The organism is Paraburkholderia sp. 40 (genome assembly GCF_050434105.1).
GTDB classification, from domain to species: Bacteria; Pseudomonadota; Gammaproteobacteria; order Burkholderiales; family Burkholderiaceae; genus Paraburkholderia; species Paraburkholderia tuberum.
This window is the reverse complement of sequence record NZ_JBNPVY010000003.1, coordinates 626,673-651,231: the sequence shown is the minus strand read 5'-3', so window position 1 is coordinate 651,231 and position 24,559 is coordinate 626,673. Positions and strand designations below refer to the sequence as shown.

At 61.9% G+C, this 24,559-nt stretch carries 24 protein-coding genes; 16 read left to right on the top strand and 8 right to left on the bottom strand.

The features are described from left to right. Window positions 1-198: 198 nt before the first annotated feature. Both OKW28_RS18390 and OKW28_RS18385 read right to left on the bottom strand, forming a co-directional pair. Window positions 199-798, bottom strand: a complete 600-nt coding sequence (locus OKW28_RS18390) for an ANTAR domain-containing response regulator (RefSeq protein WP_429447813.1) — start codon at window positions 796-798, stop codon at window positions 199-201. Beyond that, window positions 795-2,108, bottom strand: a complete 1,314-nt coding sequence (locus OKW28_RS18385) for a transporter substrate-binding domain-containing protein (RefSeq protein WP_429447811.1) — start codon at window positions 2,106-2,108, stop codon at window positions 795-797. The genes OKW28_RS18390 and OKW28_RS18385 overlap by 4 nt, the downstream gene beginning before the upstream one ends. 279 nt (window positions 2,109-2,387) lie before the next feature. On the opposite strand from OKW28_RS18385, the gene urtA reads away from it, so the two are divergent. The 3 genes from urtA (at window position 2,388) to OKW28_RS18370 (ending at window position 6,359) form a co-directional block, all read left to right on the top strand. Next, window positions 2,388-3,581: an urea ABC transporter substrate-binding protein gene (gene urtA / locus OKW28_RS18380; RefSeq protein ID WP_429447809.1), complete on the top strand. Its 1,194-nt coding sequence runs from the start codon at window positions 2,388-2,390 to the stop codon at window positions 3,579-3,581. 73 nt (window positions 3,582-3,654) lie between these two features. After that, window positions 3,655-4,557 carry an urea ABC transporter permease subunit UrtB gene (gene urtB, locus OKW28_RS18375; RefSeq protein ID WP_429448786.1) on the top strand — a complete coding sequence of 301 codons (903 nt, stop codon included), beginning with the start codon at window positions 3,655-3,657 and terminating at the stop codon, window positions 4,555-4,557. Window positions 4,558-4,760: 203 nt separating this feature from the next. Further along, window positions 4,761-6,359 (top strand): amidase, encoded by a 1,599-nt coding sequence (locus OKW28_RS18370; RefSeq protein WP_429447807.1) that lies wholly within the window; start codon window positions 4,761-4,763, stop codon window positions 6,357-6,359. Between the two features lie 475 nt (window positions 6,360-6,834). Here the strand turns inward: OKW28_RS18370 and OKW28_RS18365 are convergent, their stop codons facing one another. Further along, on the bottom strand, window positions 6,835-7,065 hold the full coding sequence (locus OKW28_RS18365) for a hypothetical protein (RefSeq protein WP_429447805.1): 231 nt from the start codon (window positions 7,063-7,065) through the stop codon (window positions 6,835-6,837). On the opposite strand from OKW28_RS18365, the gene OKW28_RS18360 reads away from it, so the two are divergent. The 11 genes from OKW28_RS18360 (at window position 7,064) to OKW28_RS18310 (ending at window position 17,185) form a co-directional block, all read left to right on the top strand. Next, a complete protein-coding gene (locus tag OKW28_RS18360) occupies window positions 7,064-8,110 on the top strand; it encodes an LLM class flavin-dependent oxidoreductase (RefSeq protein WP_429447803.1) in 1,047 nt (348 codons plus the stop codon). The genes OKW28_RS18365 and OKW28_RS18360 overlap by 2 nt on opposite strands. A gap of 47 nt (window positions 8,111-8,157) precedes the next feature. Continuing rightward, window positions 8,158-9,630 carry an aldehyde dehydrogenase gene (locus OKW28_RS18355; protein ID WP_429447802.1) on the top strand — a complete coding sequence of 491 codons (1,473 nt, stop codon included), beginning with the start codon at window positions 8,158-8,160 and terminating at the stop codon, window positions 9,628-9,630. 10 nt (window positions 9,631-9,640) lie between these two features. After that, entirely contained in the window at window positions 9,641-9,955 is a 315-nt protein-coding gene (locus OKW28_RS18350; protein ID WP_429447801.1) for an NIPSNAP family protein, read from the top strand. Window positions 9,956-10,030: 75 nt separating this feature from the next. Beyond that, window positions 10,031-11,074, top strand: a complete 1,044-nt coding sequence (locus OKW28_RS18345; RefSeq protein ID WP_429448784.1) for an ABC transporter substrate-binding protein — start codon at window positions 10,031-10,033, stop codon at window positions 11,072-11,074. An 86-nt stretch (window positions 11,075-11,160) separates the two neighbouring features. Then, complete coding sequence (locus tag OKW28_RS18340) at window positions 11,161-11,994, top strand: ABC transporter permease (protein ID WP_429448782.1); 834 nt, start codon at window positions 11,161-11,163, stop codon at window positions 11,992-11,994. Window position 11,995: 1 nt separating this feature from the next. Then, a complete protein-coding gene (locus OKW28_RS18335) occupies window positions 11,996-12,793 on the top strand; it encodes an ABC transporter permease (protein ID WP_429447799.1) in 798 nt (265 codons plus the stop codon). Next, window positions 12,790-13,872, top strand: coding sequence for an ABC transporter ATP-binding protein (locus OKW28_RS18330; RefSeq protein WP_429447798.1), 1,083 nt, complete (start codon window positions 12,790-12,792; stop codon window positions 13,870-13,872). Before OKW28_RS18335 ends, OKW28_RS18330 begins: the two co-directional genes overlap by 4 nt. Before the next feature lie 92 nt (window positions 13,873-13,964). Next, window positions 13,965-14,657, top strand: coding sequence for a GntR family transcriptional regulator (locus tag OKW28_RS18325; protein ID WP_429447796.1), 693 nt, complete (start codon window positions 13,965-13,967; stop codon window positions 14,655-14,657). 185 nt (window positions 14,658-14,842) lie between these two features. Next, a complete protein-coding gene (locus OKW28_RS18320; protein WP_429447794.1) occupies window positions 14,843-15,430 on the top strand; it encodes an amino acid synthesis family protein in 588 nt (195 codons plus the stop codon). After that, on the top strand, window positions 15,420-16,247 hold the full coding sequence (locus tag OKW28_RS18315) for an alpha/beta fold hydrolase (protein WP_429447793.1): 828 nt from the start codon (window positions 15,420-15,422) through the stop codon (window positions 16,245-16,247). Before OKW28_RS18320 ends, OKW28_RS18315 begins: the two co-directional genes overlap by 11 nt. Before the next feature lie 11 nt (window positions 16,248-16,258). Further along, window positions 16,259-17,185 (top strand): flavin reductase, encoded by a 927-nt coding sequence (locus OKW28_RS18310; protein ID WP_429447792.1) that lies wholly within the window; start codon window positions 16,259-16,261, stop codon window positions 17,183-17,185. 63 nt (window positions 17,186-17,248) lie between these two features. On the opposite strand, the gene OKW28_RS18305 is transcribed toward OKW28_RS18310, so the two are convergent. From OKW28_RS18305 to OKW28_RS18285, 5 genes are read right to left on the bottom strand one after another with little or no spacing between them, the layout of a single operon-like run. Continuing rightward, window positions 17,249-18,913, bottom strand: coding sequence for an electron transfer flavoprotein-ubiquinone oxidoreductase (locus tag OKW28_RS18305; RefSeq protein WP_429447790.1), 1,665 nt, complete (start codon window positions 18,911-18,913; stop codon window positions 17,249-17,251). 11 nt (window positions 18,914-18,924) lie between these two features. Then, on the bottom strand, window positions 18,925-19,599 hold the full coding sequence (locus OKW28_RS18300; RefSeq protein ID WP_429447787.1) for a HutD/Ves family protein: 675 nt from the start codon (window positions 19,597-19,599) through the stop codon (window positions 18,925-18,927). Further along, window positions 19,599-20,531 carry an electron transfer flavoprotein subunit alpha/FixB family protein gene (locus OKW28_RS18295; RefSeq protein WP_429447785.1) on the bottom strand — a complete coding sequence of 311 codons (933 nt, stop codon included), beginning with the start codon at window positions 20,529-20,531 and terminating at the stop codon, window positions 19,599-19,601. The genes OKW28_RS18300 and OKW28_RS18295 overlap by 1 nt, the downstream gene beginning before the upstream one ends. Beyond that, complete coding sequence (locus OKW28_RS18290) at window positions 20,528-21,301, bottom strand: electron transfer flavoprotein subunit beta/FixA family protein (RefSeq protein ID WP_429448780.1); 774 nt, start codon at window positions 21,299-21,301, stop codon at window positions 20,528-20,530. The genes OKW28_RS18295 and OKW28_RS18290 overlap by 4 nt, the downstream gene beginning before the upstream one ends. A gap of 22 nt (window positions 21,302-21,323) precedes the next feature. Next, window positions 21,324-22,511: an NAD(P)/FAD-dependent oxidoreductase gene (locus tag OKW28_RS18285; RefSeq protein ID WP_429447783.1), complete on the bottom strand. Its 1,188-nt coding sequence runs from the start codon at window positions 22,509-22,511 to the stop codon at window positions 21,324-21,326. Between the two features lie 202 nt (window positions 22,512-22,713). On the opposite strand from OKW28_RS18285, the gene OKW28_RS18280 reads away from it, so the two are divergent. After that, window positions 22,714-23,679, top strand: a complete 966-nt coding sequence (locus tag OKW28_RS18280; RefSeq protein WP_429447780.1) for a LysR family transcriptional regulator — start codon at window positions 22,714-22,716, stop codon at window positions 23,677-23,679. Window positions 23,680-23,703: 24 nt separating this feature from the next. After that, window positions 23,704-24,498, top strand: a complete 795-nt coding sequence (hutG, locus tag OKW28_RS18275; RefSeq protein WP_429447777.1) for an N-formylglutamate deformylase — start codon at window positions 23,704-23,706, stop codon at window positions 24,496-24,498. Window positions 24,499-24,559 lie beyond the last annotated feature (61 nt).

Here is a 24,559-nt window from a genome sequence, read left to right as displayed (position 1 = left end):
GCTCATGCTGCAACGAAACTTCAGCAACAAATGTGCCTGTGACTGCGCGTGATGCATGTGCGCGCTGTCAGCGCTAGCCGCTAGCGGATTTCCGTACTGCTCGCGGAGATTCGGTCATCGATTTTTGCCGGCATGTTCTGCGCGACGAACGTGCGCGGCCGTGCATCGATGGTGCGTCTCGCACTGCTAACGGGCGTTTCAGTGGCGCATGGAATCGGTCCTGACGATTTCATCGGCGACGGCTTCTATCAGCGCCTGATTGTCGCGCGCCTGCGAACACAACGCACGGTACGCATCTTCTTCCGATAGTTGCTGACTCTTCATGAGGATCGACTTGGCGAGTTCGATGGTCCGCTGCTTCGACGCCTTCTCCTCAGCGCGCTGGATGTACTTTTCCAGCGACTTTTGCTTCTTGTGCTGCGCGATGGTGACAGCAATCGCGGTGAGCACGCCGAACGAGCGCACCGGCGACGGAATGACGCTGAAGGCGTTCAGCAGCATGACGGCTTCGATCACCACCGGGTTTTCATAGGTCACGACGGGAATGATGGGCGGCGCGCCTTTCTGGCCGAGCCAGGTGTGATGATATGCAGCGGTCTGCGGGTTCACCGACATGATCACCAGGTCGATCGCGTCGAGTTCGACATCGAGGTTCGGCCAGCATACATGCACCTTGCAGCCAATCCGTTTCAGGTGCCCGAGCAACTCATCCCTGTCTTGGTCGGGTGAATGCACCACCGCTATGCGCAGCGATCGTATGTCCTGCAAGGCCTGAGAAGTGGGCGGCCTGCGCGTCATGAACGGCCTCCAGCGGCACTGGGAATGCCATGTGCGAACGGGCCGCTATCGGCCGCCGTGTGTGCGATCACATACGGGTCAGCACGTACGCGTTCGGGTATCGCGCTGACAATATCGAATTGTCCGGCCGCGTTGGCCCGGCCTATTCGGGTATGAAGATAGGCGTGGTGATTCTCTTCGTCCATGCGGATGCGTCCCTGCGGCGCATCGAACTCCATGCCCGGCAAGGCGCGCAGCAGCGACACCGGATTGTCGCTGCCCACGCTGCGCATGGCATTGGCGAGCACGTGCATCTGGAAGTAGGCTGCCTCCCAGCACATATTGGTGACGGCGTCGCCGCCCATGAAGCACCGGTAATTGTCGAGGCAGGCGCGGTTCGTTGGCGTGTCGACGGACTGGAAGTACGAGGCAGATGTGAAGTGGCCTTCACCGAGGTGCGCCCCCATCGCGGCAATCTCCGCCTCGGACGTCGTCACGCTGGCGATCGGCATGGTGCGCGGATCGAGGCCGCTCTTCGCGAAGCTGCGATACAGGTGCTCAACGCCGACCCCCACCACGGTCGAGAACACGAAGTCGGGTGACAGCGCCGCGATGCGCGCAGCGATCACGCGATAGTGCTCCTCGCTAGCGTCGAGCGGCACGTAGAGCTCGTCCACCGTTTCGCCGCCGCGCTCGAACACGAAGTCCTTCATGATGCGGTTCGTTTCGTAAGGGTAGATGTAATCCGAGCCGATCATGAACACACGCGAGCCGAAGTTTTCAAGCATGTAATCGGCGAGGGGCACGCAGGTCTGGTTAGGCAGGGTACCCGTGCAAAAGACGTTGCGGCTGTACTCGAAGCCCTCATATAGCGTCGGATAGAAGAGCAATGCGTTGTGCCGCTCGACCACGGGGATCACTACCTTTCGGCCGCTAGACATGTAGCAGCCCATGATGAGTCGCACGCCTTCCTCGACAATCAACTCCTCGGCCATCGACGCATAGTTGGCCGCAACCGAGCCCGGATCGCGGACAAGCAGTTGGACTTCCCGGCCATTGATGCCGCCCGCGCGGTTAATTTCGTCGGCTGCGAAAAGGGTGGCGCTCTGCTGCGAGGATTCGATGAGACCTGTTACGCCCGTGGTCGAATACAACACGCCGATTTTCACGGGTTCATATCTGGTTGAAGACATATTGGGCTTCCTGTGACGCCGATGCGTTTTCTTATTGCGGTCCGTTCGCCCAGACTTGTGCGCATTAGCCACGCTGCGCACAGCCGCCGTGCATTCTTGCCACAAATTGGCGTGTTGGACGCACGCCTGGGCGGACATCGTAAGGCTCGCTGAGATTGCCGCATCGTCGTTGAATCAAATATATAAGGCGAGCCAAGGCGGTCGACGGATTCCGGCGATGACGCGAGTAATTTGGCACGGACCTTGCTCACTAACGCTCGTGATCTGGAGCAGCGCGCCAGTCCTGCAGAACGATCATAGTGAATTCCGCCGCGTGTGACAAAGGTGTCATATACGGTAAAGGCCAAAAAGCCCGACAGCTAAGTCATCCTTAGTTGCGGGCTTTTTTTTGTCTACTACTTTCTCGATGAAGGCACCATGACGAATTCTCGACGCGACTTTTTGAAAACAGCCGCTGCCGCAGCGGCCGCCAGTACGCTCCCGGGTTCCCTCATGCTGGGCTCGCGCGCGGCAGACGCTGCGGACCCGATCAAGGTCGGCATTCTGCATTCGCTGACCGGTACGATTGCGATTGCGGAAGCGCACGTAGTCGATGCGGAAAAACTCGCGATCGAGGAGATCAACGCGGCCGGCGGCGTGATGGGGCGGCCCATCACGCCGATCGTGGAAGATGGCGCGAGCGACTGGCCCACCTTTGCCGAAAAAGCGCAAAAGCTCGTGGAAAGCGACAAGGTGGCGGCGGTGTTCGGCTGCTACACGTCGGCGTCGCGCAAGGCTGTGCTTCCGGTATTCGAGCGCTACAACGGGCTGCTTTACTATCCGACTTACTACGAAGGGCTGGAGATGTCGAAGAACATCATGTACACCGGCCAGGAAGCGACGCAGCAGACCATTCCCGCCGTGAACTGGCTCGCCAGGAACAAAGGCAAGAAGTTCTACCTGATCGGCTCCGACTACATCTGGCCGCGTACCACCAACCGGATCGCGAAAGCTGCAATTGCAAAGGCGGGTGGCACTGTGCTTGGCGAGGACTACTTTCCGCTGGGCGCGACGGAGTTCTCGTCGGTGATCAACAAGATCAAGGCGGCCAAGCCCGACGTGATTCTCTCTACCATCGTCGGGGGATCGAATGTTGCGTTTTACAAGCAACTCAACTCCGTGGGGATGACTGGCAAGAACCAGGCAATCATGGCGCTGGCGGTGACCGAGGAGGAGGCGATCGGCATCGGCAAGGACAACCTGGTGGGCGTGTACTCGTGCATGGGCTATTTCCAGAGCGAAAAGAACCCGCAGAATGAGAAATTCGTGACGGCGTTCAAGACAAAGTATGGGCAGGATCGCGTGCTGGGCGACACGCTTGAGGCCGCCTATACCGCGGTCTACCTGTGGAAGCTCGCAGTCGAGAAATCGAAGAGCACCGATGTCGCCAAGGTGGTCGCCGCTTCATCGGGACTCGCCTGGAGTGCTCCCGAAGGGGACGTGCGCTTTCACGTCAGCAATCACCACTTGTGGAAGCATTCACTGATCGGGATGTTCAGGCCGGACGGACAGGTCGACATCATCTACGAGTCGCCGCTGATCGAGCCGAACCCTTTCCCGAAGCTCGGGTAAAGCGCTTCACAAAAGGTATTGAGCGGCGCGCGTCCGGCGCGTGCCCGCGACGCCCACTTACAAGGTCGCCACCATGTCTCTCGATGTCTTCCTCGTCCAGGTGTTCAACGGCCTGTCCCTGTTCACTGTGCTCGCGCTCATGGCGGTGGGCCTCGCAATCGTCTTCGGCCTGATGGGCGTTATCAACATGGCGCACGGTGAACTCATGGCGCTCGGCGCATACATGACGTACCTGACGTCGATCGTTTTCCAGCGTTTTTTCCCCGTGCTGATGGGCGCCTATTTTCTTGTGGGGATACTGGTGGCGTTCGCTGTCACGGCGGCGGTCGGCTTCGTGCTCGAGCGCGTGATGATCCGGCGGCTCTACCATCGTCCTCTCGACACCATGCTCGCGACATGGGGCCTCTCGCTGGTGCTCCAGCAGGTCTACCGGCAGATCTTCGGACCCATCGACGTTAGCGTGCCGACCGTCTCGTGGCTGAAGGGCGCGTGGAACGTCACACCGAATATCGGTCTGCCGCTCAGCCGCATTTTCATCCTGTTCCTTACCCTGGCGGTGGCGCTCGCGGTCTACCTGTTCCTGTTTCGCAGTCGCTGGGGGTTGCGTATCCGCTCGGTCATGCAGAATCGCGCGATGGCGGGCGCTGCCGGCATCGACACGGAGCGTGTGGACGCCGTGACTTTCGCGGTGGGGTGCGGCCTTGCCGGCATCGCAGGCAGTGCGCTCACGATGCTGGCCTCCACCGGGCCGGTGACGGGACAGCAGTACATCGTCGACACGTTCATCGTCGTGGTGTTCGGCGGCATCGAGAGTCTGCTCGGCACGTTCCTCTCGGCGTTTGCGATTGGCCAGCTTCAGTCGATGTTCGAACTTCTGTTGAGCGGATCGATGGCCAAGGCGACCATTCTTTTGCTCGTGATTGTGGCGCTGTACTTCCGGCCGCAAGGATTGTTCGCTCTCAAAGTAAGGCGTTGAGTGAATCAGGTGCCGCGACAGGTTCTGTGACTTTGAAAGGTCACAGCAAACTGTTTTCAATCTGCTGCGTGCGACGAACGATGGCCTTCGTATTTCACCATCACTTTGGCGGCCGCCTTCCTGGCGATTCTGGGCAGCGTTGGGCGGTCAGCATTAAATCGACCATATGTACCGAGTGCGACATGACACATGATCCGTCAAATATGCGTGCAGATTCAGAAGGCGGAGTCGGCATCGATCTCGCGAATCTCACCGTAGAAGCAGTACAGGAAGGTTTCGCAAGCGGACGCTTTAGCGCTGAGTCGCTCGCGAAAGCGTGTTTCGAACAGATCGAAGCGCACAACGGGAAATACAACGCCCTCATTTTTCTGAACCCGGCAGCACTCGATGATGCGCGTGATATTGACCGGCGCCGCTCAGCCGGTGAATCACTGGGGCCGCTGGCAGGCGTCCCGGTCGTCATCAAGGATCCGATGGACATGGTTGGTTTTCCAACGACGGCCGGCTGGTCGCTGCTTTACAGCAAGACCGGCGGCGTCGATCTGATGCCGGCGAAAGACGCGCCGGTCGTGGCGCGCATGCGCGCCGCGGGCGCGATCTTGCTCGGCAAGACCAATGTGCCCGTGTTGAGCCACTCCGGCACGCATGCGAACGACAGTTGGGCCGGTCCGACACTGAATGTCGTGATGCCGGATCGTGTGCCGGGCGCAAGCAGTGCAGGCACGGCGGCCGCCGTTGCATCGGCGATGGCGGTATTGGGACTCGCCGAAGAAACAGGTGGGTCCATCCAGAACCCTGCGTCGTCGCAAGACCTCGTTGGCATCAAGCCGACGATCGGACTTGTGCCAAATGCGGGCGTGGTGCCGCTGTCCGGTAATCGCGATGTGGTCGGCCCGATTGCGCGAACCGTGCGCGACGCGGCGCTGTGCCTCGATGTGCTTGCTGGATACTCATCGGAAGATCCGAAGACGCTGGCTTCGGTCGGACATCAACCGGAGGGCGGCTATACCGCGTCGCTGAGCGTCGACGCATTGAAAGGAAAGCGGATCGGTCTGTACGGACCGGGCTGGCGTGCGCAGCCGCTATCGGATGAAGCGGCGCAACTCTACGAACGCGCGAAGCACGAGTTGCAATCGGCGGGCGCAATTATCGTCGACGACCCGTTCGCCGGAACGTCGTTCGCTTCACTTCGCAAGCCGACACCGCCGCTCGCCAATTTCGACGCGCGCGGCATCGAGTCGATTCCCTACGACGTTCACCAATACTTGCAGCGCTTGGGTCCCGATTCCCCGTTGAAGACGTTCGACGACTTCGCGAGGGCCACCGCTTCGCAAGATGCGTTCGGTCCGAAGGGCGTGCTCAGTTTCATGCGCAACTTGCCGCAATTCGCTGCGGCACTCGAGACTCCAGCAACGCCGCCGGACATCTCCGAGTTCATCGAACTCAAGGCGCAGTATCTGCGCATCTTCGACGCAGTGATGAACGCACAGCAACTCGACGCGTTGGCGTTTCCGCAAATGCGTTGCGAACTGCCGCCACTTCATGGGAAGGAAACGATCCAGGAAACAACGGTTGGAGAAATCAACATCGCGGGATTGCCCGGCGTGACGGTCCCGGCGGGTTACTACGCGTCGGGTTCGCCGTTCGGGATTATCTTCGTTGGCCGTCAATGGGACGAAGCGACGCTTATCGCGATGGCCTATGCTTATGAACAGGCAACGCACCATCGTAAAGTGCCGGCGCTCTTGACGGATGTTCCAGCGCGCATCAATACGCTTGCGAGAAAGGGAAAGCGTTTTTAGGCGTATGTTAAATAATTTCGCGCCGGCGCCCTGAATAGCGCAGAGCAAGGCTGTGGACAGCCGTGACAGGACAGACAAGATCGACAAGCATCGGCAGCAGATTGAAGAAAGCGTTCAGCAGTACCTCGACGTGATTGGAACCGCAGACTGAACCTGTCCGACGAGTTTCAACGTGAAGAGCCTAAAGCCTCGGTATGAATGATGCTTGGATCGTCACTCATTGCCGAAAAGTTATCGGCGATCGGCGCAACGCTTGCGCGCATTCGCCGTGTTCCAACGTATGAGGGAAGCTGCTTGCTCTCAGCGGCTGATTTTTTCAAGGCCGCGGCCCTCGCGGTAAGCCGAATATTTGCGGCGCTTGGGGCGTCTGAACGCACGTCAGATAACGGACGCTGGACACTGCCCTCTCGAGACGAAACCTCCGCCGCACCCTGCCTGAACGTACCCGTGCCGCTCGCTGCAGCAGGTTCGGCGACTACCGTTCCTGGCCCACCACGTCTACACCATCGCTTTGCGCGCCCAGTTGGCGCCAGCGCAATATATTATGGTATTCCATAATATTGAAAAGCTTGATCTGTTGGCTTGGGTGGAATACCGTAATACCAACCGCTGCATCCCAGCGGTCGATACGGAGCGACGGCGTCCTTCGAGGACGCGCCGGTCGCGGCAGGACCGACTCCCAGCTTTCTGCATACAGGTCGATCATGAAATTTTCGCTGTTTGTTCATATGGAGCGTTACGACGCTGCGACGCCGCATCGGCAACTTTTCGACGAGCTGACCGAACTCGTCCAGGTCGCAGAGAAGGGTGGTTTTGAAACCGCCTGGATCGGCGAGCATCACGCGATGGAATTCACGATCGCGCCCAATCCCTTCATCAACCTTTCGTATCTGGCGGCACGCACCGAGCGGATTCGCCTCGGCACGGGCACGGTGATCGCTCCGTTCTGGCATCCGATCCGCCTGGCGGGCGAGGCCGGCATGGTCGACGTCGCGAGCAACGGGCGGCTCGATCTGGGCATCGCGCGCGGGGCGTACTCGTTCGAATATGAACGTCTGTTGCCCGGTCTCGATGCGTTCGGCGCCGGCGCCAGAATGCGTGACCTGGTTCCTGCCTTGCGCCAGTTGTTCAAGGGCGATTACGCGCACCAGGGCGAGTTCTGGTCGTGGCCGTCCACCACGCCGGTGCCGCGTCCGATTCAGCTGCCCCATCCGCCGATGTGGCTCGCCGCTCGCGATCCGAACTCGCATGAATTTGCGGTGCGCAATGGCTGCAATGTGCAGGTGACCTCGCTGGCCGCGGGCGACGGCGAAGTCGTCAGTCTGATGGAACGCTTTAACGCAGCATGCAAGGCGAACCCCGATATTCCGCGGCCGCAGATCATGATGCTGATGCATACCTTCGTCGGTGCGGACGCCGCCGAAGTCGACACGGCCGTCGAAGACCTGTCGCGCTTCTACTGCTACTTCAGCAAGTGGTTCAAGAACGAGCGTCCAGTCACGCAGGGCTTCATCGAACCGCTGACCGACGCCGACATCGCGTCGTTCCCGCAATACGCGCCGGAGCAGATTCGCAAGAATCTCGTGATCGGCCAGCCGGGCGCCGTGATCGACCGTCTCAAACAGTATGAGGAACTCGGTTTCGATCAATACAGCTTCTGGGTTGACAGCAATATGAGCTTCGAGCGCAAGCGCCGCTCGCTCGAACGCTTCATCTCCGATGTGATGCCCGCCTTCGCCGCGCACGGCTGATTGCCGTTCATCCTTGAATCGACGTTCTGCACTCAGGAGCAGAAGTTATGTTGAAGTCGTTCCAGCATTACATCGACGGTGAGTTCAGCGACGCGGCCGCAACCTTCGATAGCGTGAATCCCGCGACCGGCGCCGCATGGGCGACGATGCCCGCGGCCAGCGTGGCGGACGTGGACCGTGCGGTGCAAGCCGCGGACCGCGCCTTGTTCGCGCCGGAGTGGGCGGGCCTGACGGCCAGCCAGCGCGGCAAGCTGTTGTACAGGCTCGCGGACCTCGTTGCGGCGAACGCGCTGGAGCTCGCGCAACTCGAGACGGCAGACACCGGCAAGATCATCCGCGAGACACGCAGCCAGATCGGCTACGTGGCCGAGTACTACCGCTATTACGCGGGCGTCGCCGACAAGATCCAGGGCGCCTGCCTGTCCGTCGACAAACCCGACATGGACGTCTTCCTCCGGCGCGAACCGGTCGGCGTGGTCGCCGGCATCGTGCCGTGGAATTCGCAACTATTTCTCTCTGCCGTGAAGATCGGGCCGGCGCTCGCCGCCGGCTGCACGATCGTACTGAAGGCGTCCGAGGAAGGCCCCGCGCCGCTGCTCGCCTTCGCCAGGCTCGTGCACGAGGCCGGTTTTCCGGCGGGCGTCGTCAACATCCTGACCGGTTTCGGCGCGGATTGCGGCCGCGCGCTGACGAGCCACCCGCTCGTGTCGAAGATCGCGTTCACAGGCGGCCCCGACACCGCGCGGCAGATCGTGCGCAACTCCGCCGAGAACCTTGCGGCGACGTCGCTGGAACTGGGCGGCAAATCGCCGGTGCTCGTTTTCGACGACGCCGATTTGGACAGCGTCAGCCACGCGGTGATCGCGGGCATCTTCGCCGCGACGGGGCAGAGCTGCGTGGCGGGCTCGCGATTGCTCGTGCAGCGCGGCATCCGTGACCGGCTACTCGCACGGCTAGTCGAAAAAGCGCGCGCAATCAGGATCGGCGATCCGCAGGACGTGGATACCGAAATGGGACCGCTCGCGACGCGCAGGCAACGCGATCACATCGAAGCAGTGCTCGGTGCCAGTCTCAAGGCGGGCGCCATGCTTTTGACGGGCGGTGGCCGTCCCGCAGGACATGGCGACGGTTTCTTCTTCGAACCGACCATCGTCGATTGCCCGTCGTCCACGGTGCCGAGCGTTGCGCAGGAGTTGTTCGGACCGGTCCTGAGCGTGATGTCCTTCGACACAGAGGCCGAAGCGCTCGCGCTCGCCAACGACACGAAGTATGGCCTCGCGTCGGGTGTGTTCACTCGCGATCTGACGCGCGCGCATCGGCTCACGCGGCAGTTGCGTGCGGGGATCGTCTGGGTCAACACCTATCGCGCCGTGTCTCCGATCGTGCCGTTCGGCGGCTATGGACTGAGCGGCCTCGGGCGTGAGGGTGGCCTCGATGCGGTACTCGATTACACGCGCACCAAATCCGTCTGGATTCGCACGTCGGACGACCCGATCACGGACCCGTTCGTCATGCGCTAAGGAAACCTATATGTACTACGAAATCCGCACGTACAAGATCAGGACAGGCGCAGTGCGCGCGTATCTGAAGCTGGTCGAGGAAGAAGGCATCGAGCTGCAGAAGCGCTATCTGGGTGAACTCGTCGGCTACTTCTTCTCGGAGATCGGACCGCTGAACCAGATCATCCACATGTGGGCGTATCCGAGTCTCGACGAGCGCGAAGCGCGCCGTCAACGGCTCGCCGAAGATCCCGCATGGCAGGCCTTCACACCGAAGATTCAGGCGCTGATGGAAACCATGGAAAGCAAGATCATGAAGCCCGCCGCGTTTTCGCCGCTGAAGTAAGAACCGCATTCGCAACCCGTCCTCTCGAAGCCAGCCGTATCCTTTCAAGGAGCAGTCATGAAGCAAGCGCTACGTATGCCCGCGCGGGCGCGCGCAGTGGCTTTCACGGTGGCCACCACCGTGGCCGCCGCGTCAGCCGTGTTGATCCATACGCCGGTGTCCGCGGCCGCCGCGCCGATCGTATTCGCCAGTTGGGGCGGAACGACCCGGTCGGCTCAGCAGAAGGATTGGGCGCAGCCGTTCACGCAGGCGTCGGGCATTCAGGTCCTGATGGACGGCCCGACCGATTACGGCAAGCTCAAGGCGATGGTCGACAGCGGCAACGTGCAGTGGGACGTGGTCGACGTCGAAGGCGATTTCGCGTATGCGGCGCTTCGTGACGGCCTCGTCGAGCCGATCGACTATTCGGTGGTGAACAAGGCGCAACTTGACCCGCGCTTCATGTCGCCGGGCGCAGTGGGCAGTTTTTACTATTCGTTCGTGCTCGGCTACAACAAGGCGGCGTACAGGAGCGGCGCGCCGGCGAACTACGCCGATCTGTTCGACACCAGGCGTTTTCCTGGCAAGCGCACGCTCTACAAGTGGTCCGCGCCCGGCGTGCTTGAAGTCGCTTTGCTAGCCGATGGCGTCGCGCCCGACAAGCTCTACCCGCTCGATCTCGATCGCGCCTTCAAAAAGCTCGACACGATCAAGAGCCAGATTGTCTGGTGGAGCGGCGGCGCGCAGTCGCAGCAGCTGATGGCATCCGGCGAAGCGCCGATCGGCGTGTTCTGGAACGGCCGGCTGCATGCGTTGCAGCAGACCGGCGTGGACGTGGGCGTGTCGTGGAATCAGAACCTGACCGCGGCCGACATGCTGGTGGTGCCGAAGGGTACGAAACATAAAGCCGAGGCGATGAAGTTCCTTGCCAGCGCAACCGCGCCGCAGGCTCAGGCGAATTTTGCCGCTGCAACCGGTTATGCGCCCGTCAATCTGAAATCCGCCGCGCTCCTGCCGCCGGATGTCGCGAAGACGCAGCCGGATCAATACAAGGCGACGCAGATCAATCTCGACATGAAGTACTGGGCCGATCACCGCGATGAAATCGCGAAGCGCTGGTACGCGTGGCAATCGAAGTAAAGCGCCGACCGGACGAACCCAGCGAAGGAGTCATCATGTCGAATGCAGTCAGTACTATCGCGGAGCCGCCGGTCGTGGCGCCGAAGATGACCGTCGGTTTCAGGAAGATCCGGCTGGTCGCGCCGGCGCTGTTGCTGCTGGTCGTGTTTTTCCTGTTGCCGGTGCTCTCACTGCTGCTGCGCAGCGTGCTGGAGCCGACGCCCGGCCTTCAGAACTACGCGCAGCTATTCGGCTCGACTACCTATCTGCGCGTGTTCGGCAATACGTTTTTCGTCGCCTCGGTGGTGACCGCCGTGACCGTCGTGATCGGCTTCCCGACCGCATGGTTGCTCGCAATCGCGCCGCGCTGGATCGGCAAGCTGGTGTTCGCGATCCTGCTGCTGTCGATGTGGACCAATCTGCTCGCGCGCACCTTCGCATGGATGGTGTTGCTGCAACAGACCGGTCCGATCAACCGCCTGCTGATGTGGCTCGGCGTCATCCATGAGCCGCTCACGCTCGTGAACAACCTCACTGGCGTGACGATCGGCATGACTTACATCATGTTGCCGTTTCTCGTGATGCCACTGCACGCCACCTTGCGCGCGATCGATCCGACCACGCTGCGCGCTGCCGCAATCTGCGGCGCGAGCCGCTGGCAGGCATTCTGGCGCGTGCTCGTGCCGCTCGCGATGCCAGGCATTGCCAGTGGCGCGTTGATGGTGTTCGTGATGGCGCTCGGCTACTTCGTCACACCCGCGCTGCTGGGTGGCCCGGAATACATGATGCTCGCCGAACTGATCGCGCAACTCGTCCAGCAATTGTTGAACTGGGGGCTGGCGGGTGCGGCCGCGTTCGTGCTGCTGCTCGTCACGTTGTCGCTGTACGCGGTACAGCTTCGCTTCTCGGGCCGCGCCGCGAGCGCCACAGGAGTTCACTGACATGCTGCTCGATTTCGATCGTCTTGGTCCCTTGCGCTGGATGCTGCTGAGCGTGGGTGGCGCGGTGTCGCTGTTCCTGCTGCTGCCGGTGCTGTTCATCGTCGCGCTGTCGTTCGGCGATTCGCAATGGCTGATGTTTCCGCCGCCCGGTTGGACGCTGCAGTGGTACAGCACGCTGTTCTCCGATCCGGGCTGGTTCGACTCGCTGCTCACTAGCGTCGAACTGGGACTCGTCGTGATGGTGTTGTCGGTGGTGCTGGGCCTGCTGGCGTCTCTGGCGCTGACACGCGGCAATTTTCGCGGACGCGCGTTGCTGAAGGCGTTTTTCCTCACTCCGATGGTGCTGCCGGTCGTCGTGCTTGCCGTCGCGCTGTACGGGTTTTTCCTTCGCATCGGTTTGACGGGCACGCTGGTCGGTTTCGTGATCGGGCATCTGATCATCGCGCTGCCGTTTTCGATCATCGCGATCAGCAATTCGCTCGAGAGCTTCGACACGTCGCTCGAAGATGCCGCGCTGATTTGCGGTGCCGGTCCGTTCGAAGTGAAATGGCGGGTCACGTTGCCGGCTATCCGGCTTGGCCTGTTTGCCGCGGCGATCTTCTCGTTTCTCGCGTCGTGGGACGAAGTCGTGGTCTCGATCTTCATGGCAAGTCCGACTCTACAGACGCTGCCCGTGCGCATCTGGAGCACGCTGCGGCAAGATCTGACGCCGGTGATTGCCGCCGCGTCGTCTCTGCTGGTTGGACTGACCGTTGTCCTGATGTTGCTGGGGCTTGTACTCAAGAGAGGTAAATCGTGAACTCACCGTTTTTGCAGATTCAGCGCCTTCGCAAGACCTACGATCAGGTCGTCGCCATCGATCAGGTGTCGCTCGACGTCAACAAGGGCGAGTTCATGACTTTTCTCGGGCCGTCCGGCTCCGGCAAGAGCACGACGTTATATATCGTCGCCGGTTTTCAGTCGCCCACTGACGGCCGCGTGTTGCTCGACGGCAAGCCGCTACTGTCCGTCGCGCCGAATCGCCGCAATATCGGCATGGTGTTTCAGCGCTATACCTTGTTTCCGCATCTGACGGTCGGCGAGAACGTCGCGTTTCCGTTGCGCGTGCGGCGCTGGCCTGAAGCCAAAGTGCGGGCAAAAGTCGATGAAATGCTCAAGCTCGTGCACCTGGGCGATTGCCGCGACCGGATGCCCGGCATGTTGTCGGGCGGCATGCAGCAGCGCGTCGCGATTGCGCGTGCGCTTGCCTACGATCCGCCAGTCCTGCTGATGGACGAGCCGCTGTCCGCACTCGACAAGAAGCTGCGTGAAGAATTGCAGACCGAACTGCGCCGGATTCATCAGCAAACCGGTGTCACGATCCTGTATGTGACGCATGATCAGGAGGAGGCGTTGCGCCTGTCCGACCGGATCGCGGTGTTCAACAAAGGACGCATTGAGCAGGTCGGCACGGGCGAGGACCTTTACCGGAAGCCGGCGTCGCGCTTCGTGGCGAGCTTCATCGGCAATTCGAACTTTCTGCCGGTCACGCTGGCCGGCGGCCACGCGGACTCGCATGCGGTGTTCCCGAACGGCAAACCGGTGCCGATTGCGGGCTGCGACCATACGCTCAACGCCGGCGACGGCGGCGCGCTGATGCTGCGGCCCGAACAGATCCGTATTCGCGCGCAGGCGCCGCAGGTTGCGAACGACGGCTTGCCGGTCGTCGTGCGCGACATCACGTACCTGGGCGACACGATGCACTATTCGGTGGCGACACCGTGGCAGCAGGAGATCGCGATACGCACCGCAGCGGGCACGCATGAAGCGGCGCTCGCGGTGGGCGCACAGGCCTGGCTCGACTGGGACCGGTCTCACGCGCAAGTGTTTCCCGCATGACGCACGGCACCGCGGTTCGCCGCCGACGGCTGTGCGATACTTTGGTATTCCAAGAACCAACCGGCCCAGGGATATTGCCTGGGAAGCTCGCCATGATCGAACAGATGCGCGTTGACCGCAGTGCACCAACCCTTCGCGAACTCACGCTCGAGAAGCTGCGCGAGGCCATTTCGCAGGGCTTTTATCGTCCCGGCGACCGGTTGATCGAGCGGACGTTGTGCGATCAGTTGGGCGTGAGCCGGACCGTGGTGCGCGAAGTGCTGCGCCATCTGGAAACGGAAGGGCTGGTAGAGACGGTCGCGCATTCGGGCCCGATCGTCGCGCGACTCGACCCGGAACAGGTGCAGGAAATCTACGAGATTCGGGCGTTGCTTGAGTCAGAGGCGGCCCGGGCCTGCGCCGAGCTTGCGACGCCCGCGCTCGTGAAGCAACTGCGCGAACTGCGTAAGGAAATCGAAGACGCGTTCGACAAGTCCGACTTCCGCCGCGTTTTGACCTACACCGAACGCTTCTACGAAGCGATGTTCGCGGGCGGCCACAAGCTGATGATGCATCAGGTGGTCAAGTCGCTGAATGGCCGCATCAACCAGCTGCGTTCGGTGACGATTTCTTCGCCGGGGCGCGGCACTGATTCGAATCGCGAAATGAACAAGCTGCTGGCTGCGATTGCGAAGAAAGATGGCGATGCGGCCGCTGCGGCATCGCTCGAGCATGTGCGGCGCACCGCGGCGATCGCCATGACCACGCTTGCCGAGCAGGTCACGGATCAGAGCGAAAGCGCCTGAATACGTCGGTTCGTCCTCCAGAAAAACCGTCGCTCGCGACGGTTTTTTTTCGCCTGTACTTCGCAGGAAGTCTCGTAAACCCGTCATCGGGATGAAAGGCCTTGCATGCGCTAATATGGAATACCATAATACCTCCCACGCGTCGCGCACTGAGCAAAGGCGCACTTGTCTCCGGAGGAACTCTTATGAAGCTCGAGATTCGCAAGCTGGTCACCTATGTGGAAGACACGTTCATCGAGGGCGGCAAGGTCGCACCCAAGCCGTTGAAACTGTTCGCGGCAGCGGCGGTGCTGCGCAATCCGTGGGCCGGGCGCGGCTTCGTCGAAGACCTGAAGCCGGAGATTCACGCGCTCGGGCCGCAGCTCGGTGAAGTGTTGACGGCCGAGATCCTGCGCATCGCTGGCTCTGGCGACGCGGTGGAGGGTTACGGCAAGGCGGCGATCGTCGGGACGTCGGGTGAAGTCGAGCACGCCTCGGCGTTGATTCACACGCTGCGCTTTGGCAACAGGTTTCGCCAGGCGGTCGGCGCCAAGAGCTATCTGAGCTTCACGAACCTGCGCGGCGGCCCGAACTGCCCGGTCACGATTCCGCTGATGCACAAGGACGACGAAGGCATGCGCTCGCACTACCTGACCATCCAGTTTTCGATCATCGACGCGCCCGCGCCGGACGAACTCGTCATTGCGCTCGGCGCGTCGATTGGCGGCCGGCCGCATCACCGGATTGGCGACCGCTATCAGGATCTGAAGGAGCTGGGCTCCAATGAAGCGTGAAACCGATATCGCAAATGCGTCGAGGAGCGGTGTATTCGACGGCACGGCCTATAGCGTGGCAGGCGAGGGCGAGGTCCTCGTGCTGATCCATGGTGTGGGAATGAATCGCCGCGTGTGGGAACCGCAGGTCGAAGCGTTGCAGGCGCACTTTCGCGTCGTCAGCTACGACATGCTGGGGCATGGCGCGAGCCGGCTGCCTGCGGCTGCTCCGCAACTGGAGGAATACGCGGCGCAGTTGCTGGCGCTGCTGGATCATCTCGACGTCAGGACGGCGCACGTCGTCGGCCACTCGATGGGCTCGCTGATCGCGCTCGAATTCGCGTTGCGGCACCCGTCGCGGGTGACGAGCGTGACCGCTTTGAACGCGGTGTACGACCGCACGCCGTCACAACGGGCTGCCGTGATGCAGCGCGCGGCGTCATTGAACGGCGGCCTCGACCAGCCGAGCATCGACGCGACGCTCGCCCGCTGGTTCGACGATCCCGTGCCCGGTCATCTGGCGAGCGTCGCTGAGTTGGTGCGTTCGTTGCTGGAGAGCGTCGACCTCGAAGGCTACGCGCGGACATATCGCCTGTTTGCGAGTTCCGACCAGGCGCACCTGGGTCGCCTGCCGCAGCTCGCCATGCCCGCGCTGTTCATGACCGGCGAGTGCGATTCGAATTCGAGCCCGGCGATGTCGGAGTCGATGGCGGCCGCGGCGCCGCTTGGCCGCGCTGAGATCATCGCCAACGAACGGCACATGATGAACGTTACGGCGCCGTCGATTGTGAATCAGCGGCTTCTGCACTTTATTCGCGATGTGAGCCGTCAGTCCTGAGGAGCAGCACCATGACCGATTCTTCTTTTGACCTCATCGAGTTTCGCCGTGCGCTGGGCGCGTTCGTCACCGGCGTGACGGTGGTGACGACGATCCAGCGGGATGGCTCGCCGCGCGGCTTTACCGCGAATTCGTTCACGTCGGTGTCGCTCGATCCGGCGTTGATCCTCGTGTGCATCGCCAAGACCGCGTCGAGCCATCCGGTGTTTTCACAGACGCAGCGTTTCGCCGTGAGCGTGCTGGCGGAAGATCAGCGGCCCGTGTCAGGCGTGTTCGCGTCGAAGAGCGCGGACAAGTTCGCACAGGTCGCGTGGCACGCGCGGCGCACCGGCAGCCCGGTGATGGACGGCGCGGCGGCGAGCTTCGACTGCGAGACGCATCAGGTAGTGGATGCCGGCGATCACATCATCCTGATCGGTCGCGTGGTGGATTTCACGCATTCGAGCGCGACGCCGTTAGGGTACTGCCGTGGCGCGTATGTGGATTTCAGTTTGTCGCAGGAAGCGTTGGCGGCGACAGGTCAACGTGCGCAGGTCGGCGCGATTCTCGAGCACGCCAACGGAATCGTGCTGATCAGGACAGCGAGCGGATTGCAGTTGCCCACCGGCACGCGGCTTGAGCCGCTGACGGACGCCGCGAGTCTGCGTGGCGTGCTCGACGGTCTGAAGCTGAACGTCAACCTCGATTTTCTGTTTGCAGTGTTCGAAGAGAAGGGCGTCACGCACATCTACTATCGCGGACGGGTGGTCGATGACGCGCCGGCGGCAGCGGACGTTCGCTACGTGCCGCTCGACGCGATACCGTGGGACGAGATTCGCGAGCCGGCCGTGCAATCGATGCTGCGCCGCTACGTCAAGGAGCGGACCGAAGACGCGTTCGGCATCTATGTGGGCGATGTCGAAAAAGGCACCGTGCAATCGTTGGTGGCGAATGTTTGAATTGATCCGTCTGTGCATAAGAAAAACGGCTTCGAATTTTGAAGCCGTTTTTCCTTGCCGCGGTCACATGTTCGCGTAGTTCGGACCGCCGCCACCTTCCGGTGCGACCCACACGATGTTCTGCGTCGGGTCCTTGATGTCGCACGTCTTGCAGTGCACGCAGTTCTGCGCGTTGATCTGCAAGCGCGGCGAACCGTTCTCCTTTACGAATTCATAGACGCCTGCGGGACAAAAGCGTGCTTCGGGGCCATCGTAAGTGAGAAGGTTGATATTGACCGGTACGGCAGGATCTTTCAGTGTCAGGTGAGCCGGCTGGTTCTCCTCGTGATTGGTGTTCGAGATGAACACCGAAGACAAACGGTCAAAGGTCAGCTTGCCATCCGGCTTCGGATACACGATCGGCTTGCACTGCGAAGCCGGCTTGAGCATCTCGTGATCCGAATGCTGATGATGCAGCGTCCACGGCACGGTGCCGCCCAGCAGCTTCTGCTCTATGCCGACCATCAGCGTACCGAGGTACAGGCCCTTGCTCATCCACTGCTTGAAGTTGCGTGCGCGATGCAGTTCGGTATGCAGCCATGAAGTCTTGAACGACGCTGGATAAGCGGTCAGTTCGTCTGACTGACGTCCCGCCTGCACCGCTTCGAAAACAGCGTCGGCGGCGAGCATGCCGGTCTTGATCGCCGCATGCGAACCCTTGATCCGCGATGCGTTCAGGAAGCCCGCGTCCTCGCCGACCAGCGCGCCGCCCGGGAACACCAGCTTGGGCAGCGACATCAGGCCGCCGGCGGTAATCGCGCGCGCGCCGTACGACACGCGCTTGCCGCCGTCGAGGATCGCGCGGATCGCCGGATGCGTCTTGTAGCGCTGGAATTCCTCGAACGGCGACAGATATGGGTTCGTGTAGCCGAGCCCGACCACGAAGCCCACCACCACCTGGTTGTTGTCCATGTGATAGAGGAACGAGCCGCCGTAGGTGTCGTTTTCGAGCGGCCAGCCAGCCGTGTGCATCACCAGACCCGGCTTGTGCTTCGCCGGATCGATTTCCCACAATTCCTTGATGCCGATACCGTAGACCTGCGGATCGGCGCCTTCGCGCAGCTTGAACCTGTCGTTCAGCTGACGGCCGAGGTGGCCACGCGCGCCCTCGCAGAACAGCGTGTACTTCGCGTGCAGTTCCATGCCGAGCTGGAAGTTCCCGGTCGGCTCGCCGTCCTTGCCGATGCCCAGGTTGCCGGTGGCGACGCCTTTCACCGAGCCGTCGTCGTTGTACAACACCTCCGCGGCCGGAAAGCCCGGGAAAATCTCCACGCCCGCGGCTTCGGCCTGCTGGCCCAGCCAGCGCGTCACGTTTGCGAGGCTGATCACATAGTTGCCGTGGTTCTTGAAATTCTCCGGCAGCGCCCAGACCGGCACGCTCTTCGAGCCGGTCTCGGTCAGGAACAGAAACCTGTCTTCGGTCACGTCCACCGTGAGCGGCGCGCCTTTTTCCTTCCAGTCCGGGATCAGTTCGGTGATCGCGCGCGGGTCCATCACCGCGCCCGACAGGATATGCGCCCCGATCTCCGAGCCTTTTTCCAGTACGCACACGCCAAACTCGACGCCTTTTTCAGCCGCCAGCTGTTTCAGGCGGATCGCTGCGGACAGGCCAGCCGGGCCGCCGCCGACGATCACCACGTCGTATTCCATCGACTCGCGCGGGCCGTATTGCTCTCTCAGGTTCTGCATGGTTGCATTCTTTATTGCGCGGGTGGCGGGACGATCGGTTCGATCGCAATCGACACCAGTTTCGCGCCGGGCCCGACATGATGCAGATCCAGCTCGTCGCTGCGGCCTTCGATCCAGATGCCATGCATCGGCGACAGCGTGACGTTCTTCAGTAACTCACTCGACAGGCTCCATTGTCCGGAGAGACTGATCAACAGTTGCACGCGTGCTGGCGTGATCCGCAACGCGTTCGTCGCGACACTGACTTTCGCGCGGCACGCTTCGCGCCGTGCCGTCAAGTTGAGCACCTGGACGGGCTTCGTCGGCAAGCTGACCCACACGTGCAGGTCACCGGAGAACTGCACTGGCTGACCCGTTCGCGCGAGCAACTGGCCGTCCTGCGAATGCAGATCGACTGTGCCCTCGTCGATCAGCAGCAGAGTCCGTTCGAAGCCGGGGAATTGCGAAAACCGCGCGGCGCCCTTAAGGTCCGCCAGACTCACGCGCCAGTCGGCTACGCCCGCCGGATTCGCACCACGAGCGAGGGTGCGGGTCGTACCGCCGCCGTTGACCCATGGTTCGGGCGGGACCGACGTGCAGTCGAGAAAGCGGACCGACGGCAGGTTCTCGTCGGCACGATGCGTTTTCAGATGACCCAGCGCTTCGCCGCTATCGCGCGAGATGGGGTTCGGAAGGTCGAGTTCCATCACGCTGCCCTTGCGCCGGCATGGGCTTCGAGCTCACTTAACACATCGAACAGATCGCCGACGATGCCGTAATCTGCCACCGAAAAAATCGGCGCGTCCGGATCCTTGTTGACGGCGACGATCACCTTCGAATCCTTCATGCCGGCCAGATGCTGGATCGCGCCGGAGATGCCGAATGCGAAATACACGTCGGGTGCGACGGTTTTGCCGGTCTGTCCCACTTGCGTGGCGTTCGGCGCATAACCCGCATCCACGGCGGCTCGCGATGCGCCGAGTGCGGCACCCATGCGATCGGCGAACTCGCCGAGACGGACCATGTTGTCTTTCGATGCCAGTCCGCGGCCGCCCGAGATGACGACACGTGCAGTGCTCAGATCGCGTCCGGATTGTCCGGATGCCTGGCGCTCCAGTAGCTTCGTTTTCTTGAACGCGGCGACCGGTTCCGTTTCGACAATCGCGGCGGCACCGCCCGATGCCTGCGCCGCAACGAAAGATGAGGTGCGTACCGTGGCAAACGTCACGCGCGCTGTGACCGATACTTTGGCGATGACGCTGCCCGCATAAAGAACTCGCGTGAAGCGGCCTTGCGCGTCGATGCCGGTCACGTCAGCGAGAAACGCGCCATCGGTTAGCGCGGCGGCACGCGGCAACGCACTGCGGCCGAGATTGCGGTGACTCGCGACGATCAGCGTGTAATCGTGAGAGACGGCCTGAAGCTGCATGCCGAGCGTTTCGGGTACCTGAACATGAGCCACATCGCCCGTGATGGCGAGCACGCGCTCCACGCCGGTGATGCTGGCCGCAGCGTGGGCGCCTGCTGCCGGTACCAGGACGTCGACCGGCAGACCACGTTGCAACGCCGCAGTGACGGCGCGCCGCGTCGATTCCGCGAGCTCGCCATGCTCCCATTCCCCTACCACAAGACTTCTCATACCGGTGCTCCGAGGTTGTCCAACGGACGTTGTGCGGCGAGCGCATCCAGCAGCGCGGCGGTATTCGCGACCTTGATGCCGCCCTCGCGCACAGGCGGGTCTCGCAGTTCGACGATCGTCGTGCTCGGCGTCAGATCGACGCCGAGCGTTGCGCCGTCGATCGTCACAAGCGGTTTCTGCTTCGCCTTGACGATGCTCGGCAGCGTGACGCGACGCGGCTCGGACAGACGCAAGTCCGCGCTGATAACGCTCGGACCGTCCAGTTCCCACACGGATGTGCCGCCGTCATCGCCACACGTCACCTGCCAGTGAGCGTCGCGTGCGGACAACGCGCTTGCGTTCAGCGCCTGGGACCAGCCAAGCAACGCCGCGAGCATGGCGGCGACGCCGCCAATGTCGTTGTCGATTGCCTGCTTGCCGCATAGGACGAGGCCGAAGTCGCTCGTTGCCATGTACGCGCGCAGCAAGCGCGCGACGGCCAGCGAGTCCACGCTGGCGCTGGCGGCGCCGGTGTCGATCAGCACGGCGTCGTCGGCGCCCATCGCGAGGGCGGTGCGCAACACGTCCTGGCTGGTGGACTGGCCGCACGTCACCACCGTTACCTGGGAGGCCACGCCTGCCTCCCTGAGTTGCAGGGCCTTTTCGACCGCGCATTCGTCGAAGGGGTTGAGCGACATCTTCAAACCGGCCGTATCGATCACGCCGCTTGCACTGACCCGCACGCGCACGTTGGCATCGACGACCCGTTTGATGGGAACGAGAATTCGAATGGTCATGTGGATACGCTCCGGATCAGGACACGGCGCCCGCGCCGTATTTGCCGACGAGCAGCGCACCGCTCGCAAACCGGCTCAACGCATAGGGGGCCAGCGAAACGTCAGTGGGCTGCCCAAGTGCATGCTGCGCGAGAATCTTACCGACCCCCGGCGATAGCTTGAAACCGTGTCCCGAGAAACCGAATCCCACCACCAGTCCTTCGATATCGCCAACTGAGCCGAGCACCGGATTCCAGTCGGGCGTGACGTCGTACACACCCGTCCATGACGACGCCAGACCTGCGGTCTCATAAGCGGGAAAGCGTTCGGCGACTTGCGCGCCGACTTCGCCGACGTAATCGAGCGAGATATCGCCTTGCTCGGTCTCCGGCGCATTCAACGTTTCGCCGACCACGCCTTCGGACACGAGCATCTGGCTGCCGCCATAGCTGCGGTAGTAAAGCATCCCGGCTGAGCCAAGATCCTTGAACGCGGGCATCTTGAACGAATAGGCGGCTGTGTCGCATTCCAGCGCAAGCACCGTATGACGTTCAGGCTTGACCGGCAAATCGACGTCCATCCACGCGGCCATCTCCGGCGTCCAGATGTTCTGCGTGCTGATCAGCGCGCCGCAACCGAACGAGCCAGCCGACGTCTGAACCCCCACCACCTTGCGGCCTTCGCGTACTACGCCGGTAACGCTCACGCCTTCCATGATCCTGACGCCTTGACGGCGCGCCGCGCGAGCGAAGCTGGTCGCAACCAGATACGCGTCGGCGAAGCCCGCTTCCGGCTCGTAGCCGATCAACGCGGCGTCGTCGAATTGCGCGATCGGCAGGCGTTCGCGCGCCTCGGCCCGGTCGAGCAGTTGGACCTCGATACCCATGTCCTGTTGTGCGGTCAACGACGCGCGCAGCGGATCGATCTTGCCGCCGTCCGGTGCGCAAATCATGTAGCCGCATTTGACGAGACCGCACGACGCTTCGTCGTCGCCAACATATTCGGCGAAATTGTTGAAAGCCCGCCACGACGAGCGGGCCAGTTCGACGTTCTGTTTCACCGAATAATGGGTGCGCAACAGACCGGACGACTGTGACGTCGTGCCCGCGCCAATGGTGCTGCGTTCAAGCACAAGCACGCTTTTCGCGCCGAGCGCGGCCAGATGATGGGCTACCGAGGCTCCGATTACACCGGCTCCGATCACAACAAAATCGTAATGGCTCATGTGAACCTCTGCGTTGAAGATGGAGCCGATTCTAGGCAGCCGAACCCCACGGGACTTTTGTATTAGGCAAACTTATGGTGCAGACCGTGGATTGCTCATGGTCGGCAAGTGCCGGCAGAAAAAAAGCATCATGCAGGCTCTTCCGTGACAAAAGAGGGCAAGAAGGCGAAAGGCGCCAGACGCGATAACCAGCGGAGTCTTCATGCGACGAACCCAACCTCCCATCGACCTGCGCGCGTTGCAGGCTTTCATCGCAGTCTGCGAGGCGGGGTCCATGACGGGCGCGGCGAAGCAGTTGGGCGTAAGCCAGAGCGCGATCAGCCAGGCCATTGGCGCGCTGGAGCGCGATCAAGGCGTCGATCTGTTCGATCGCGAAAGCCGGCCGCCACGCCCCAATATCGCTGGACGCGCATTGCTGGAACTGGCCGGTCCGTTGATCGAACATGCGCAGATGGTGAGCGCGCGCGTCGGCGATGCGTCGCATGCAGGCAAGCTGCCGGTGCGGCTCGGTTGCGTGGATTCGTTCGCGGCCACCGTGGGGCCCGAACTGATCCGGGCGGTATCGGGCTCGGCGCGGCAGATTTCGCTCTGGTCTGGTCTGACGCCGGGCCTCAGCAAGCAGTTGCACGACCGTGAACTGGACGTGGCGATCTGCACGCAGACGTTATTGAGCGACGCACGGATTGTCGAAGTCCCGCTATTTTCGGAAGCCTTCGTGGCCGTCGTGGCGCGACGTTATCTCGATCAGCGCAAGAACGTCGACTGGCGCACGCTCGCACTGGAATTGCCGCTAATCCGCTATACGGCGCGCTCCGTGATCGGCCAGCAGGTTGAGCGGTTCGCGCGGCATCTTGGCATAGAGAGCGCGCGGCGCTATGAATTCGACGCGACCGATCCACTATTGAGTCTCGTGGCCGCAGGGCTCGGATTTGCCATTTCGACGCCGCTCTGTTTGTGGCAGGCGCGTCATTATCTCGACGACATTGCCGTATTGCCGCTGCCCGATAGCCGTCTTGGGCGTCGTGATTTTTTTCTGCTGCATCGTCAGGGTGAATGGGACGATTTCGCGTCGGAGATCATCACACTCACACGTGGCGTGCTCGATCACAGCATCCGGCCGGCGCTGGCCCGCGTATTGCCGCATTTGCCCGATGGCGCGCTGCGCTGAGAAAAAAATTAGAAGGAGTCAACGATGACTGAGCTTTACAACTTGCATCGTGGCGATGCGCCGTTGCTGATTTCGATTCCGCATCTCGGCACGGAGATTCCGTCGTCGCTGAATCATGGGTATTCGGAGGTGGCACTGAGTGTAGCGGACACCGACTGGCATCTCGACCGTCTCTACGACTTTGCGAAATCGCTGGGCGCGACTTTGCTGGGCGCGCGCATTTCCCGGTACGTGATCGATCTGAACCGGCCGCCGAACGACGAGAGTCTGTACCCCGGCCAAACGACGACGGGCCTTTGTCCAACGGAAACGTTTCGGGGCGAAGCGGTTTACCGGCCCGGTCAGGAACCCGATCAGGCGGAGAAGCAACGCCGCGTGGCTGCCTATTGGCAGCCATACCACACGGCATTGCAAGCGGAGTTGGCGAGGCTGCGCGAGCGGCATCCGAATGTACTGCTATGGGAAGCACATTCGATCGCGAGCGTACTGCCGCGCCTTTTCGACGCGAAGTTGCCGGATCTCAATCTTGGGACGCAAGACGGCCGCACCGCAAACGCGCTCGTGCAAAACGCAGCCGAACGAGCCGCTGCGGACAGCGCCTACACGTGGGTCGCGAACGGCCGCTTCAAGGGTGGTTATATCACGCGTCACTATGGCGAACCCGAGCGCGGTATCCACGCGGTTCAGCTTGAAATGTGTCAGTGCATCTACATGAATGAAGACGCGCCGTTCTCCTATCACGACGCACGCGCGGCGGTTCTTCAACCCACGCTACAGCGCATGGTGGGCGGCGCGCTGAATGCGCTCGAGCACCTGTGACCACTTTGTATAAGTAATGCTGTTGATGTATCTGAACCCGAGGTGCCGTTCCTGTGCAGCG

What these genes read in the sequence shown, in the direction of transcription:
- OKW28_RS18385 (WP_429447811.1), bottom strand. Translation starts at nt 2,108, where the DNA reads ATGTCCGCCCAGGCGTGCGTCCAACACGCCAATTTGTGGCAAGAATGC.
- OKW28_RS18280 (WP_429447780.1), top strand. Translation starts at nt 22,714, where the DNA reads ATGCGACGAACCCAACCTCCCATCGACCTGCGCGCGTTGCAGGCTTTC.
- OKW28_RS18360 (WP_429447803.1), top strand. Translation starts at nt 7,064, where the DNA reads ATGAAATTTTCGCTGTTTGTTCATATGGAGCGTTACGACGCTGCGACG.
- OKW28_RS18340 (WP_429448782.1), top strand. Translation starts at nt 11,161, where the DNA reads ATGACCGTCGGTTTCAGGAAGATCCGGCTGGTCGCGCCGGCGCTGTTG.
- OKW28_RS18335 (WP_429447799.1), top strand. Translation starts at nt 11,996, where the DNA reads ATGCTGCTCGATTTCGATCGTCTTGGTCCCTTGCGCTGGATGCTGCTG.
- OKW28_RS18295 (WP_429447785.1), bottom strand. Translation starts at nt 20,531, where the DNA reads ATGAGAAGTCTTGTGGTAGGGGAATGGGAGCATGGCGAGCTCGCGGAA.
- OKW28_RS18300 (WP_429447787.1), bottom strand. Translation starts at nt 19,599, where the DNA reads ATGGAACTCGACCTTCCGAACCCCATCTCGCGCGATAGCGGCGAAGCG.
- hutG (WP_429447777.1), top strand. Translation starts at nt 23,704, where the DNA reads ATGACTGAGCTTTACAACTTGCATCGTGGCGATGCGCCGTTGCTGATT.
- OKW28_RS18350 (WP_429447801.1), top strand. Translation starts at nt 9,641, where the DNA reads ATGTACTACGAAATCCGCACGTACAAGATCAGGACAGGCGCAGTGCGC.
- OKW28_RS18325 (WP_429447796.1), top strand. Translation starts at nt 13,965, where the DNA reads ATGATCGAACAGATGCGCGTTGACCGCAGTGCACCAACCCTTCGCGAA.
- OKW28_RS18365 (WP_429447805.1), bottom strand. Translation starts at nt 7,065, where the DNA reads ATGATCGACCTGTATGCAGAAAGCTGGGAGTCGGTCCTGCCGCGACCG.
- OKW28_RS18355 (WP_429447802.1), top strand. Translation starts at nt 8,158, where the DNA reads ATGTTGAAGTCGTTCCAGCATTACATCGACGGTGAGTTCAGCGACGCG.
- OKW28_RS18390 (WP_429447813.1), bottom strand. Translation starts at nt 798, where the DNA reads ATGACGCGCAGGCCGCCCACTTCTCAGGCCTTGCAGGACATACGATCG.
- OKW28_RS18305 (WP_429447790.1), bottom strand. Translation starts at nt 18,913, where the DNA reads ATGCAGAACCTGAGAGAGCAATACGGCCCGCGCGAGTCGATGGAATAC.
- OKW28_RS18320 (WP_429447794.1), top strand. Translation starts at nt 14,843, where the DNA reads ATGAAGCTCGAGATTCGCAAGCTGGTCACCTATGTGGAAGACACGTTC.
- OKW28_RS18370 (WP_429447807.1), top strand. Translation starts at nt 4,761, where the DNA reads ATGCGTGCAGATTCAGAAGGCGGAGTCGGCATCGATCTCGCGAATCTC.
- OKW28_RS18310 (WP_429447792.1), top strand. Translation starts at nt 16,259, where the DNA reads ATGACCGATTCTTCTTTTGACCTCATCGAGTTTCGCCGTGCGCTGGGC.
- OKW28_RS18345 (WP_429448784.1), top strand. Translation starts at nt 10,031, where the DNA reads ATGCCCGCGCGGGCGCGCGCAGTGGCTTTCACGGTGGCCACCACCGTG.
- urtA (WP_429447809.1), top strand. Translation starts at nt 2,388, where the DNA reads ATGACGAATTCTCGACGCGACTTTTTGAAAACAGCCGCTGCCGCAGCG.
- OKW28_RS18285 (WP_429447783.1), bottom strand. Translation starts at nt 22,511, where the DNA reads ATGAGCCATTACGATTTTGTTGTGATCGGAGCCGGTGTAATCGGAGCC.
- OKW28_RS18315 (WP_429447793.1), top strand. Translation starts at nt 15,420, where the DNA reads ATGAAGCGTGAAACCGATATCGCAAATGCGTCGAGGAGCGGTGTATTC.
- urtB (WP_429448786.1), top strand. Translation starts at nt 3,655, where the DNA reads ATGTCTCTCGATGTCTTCCTCGTCCAGGTGTTCAACGGCCTGTCCCTG.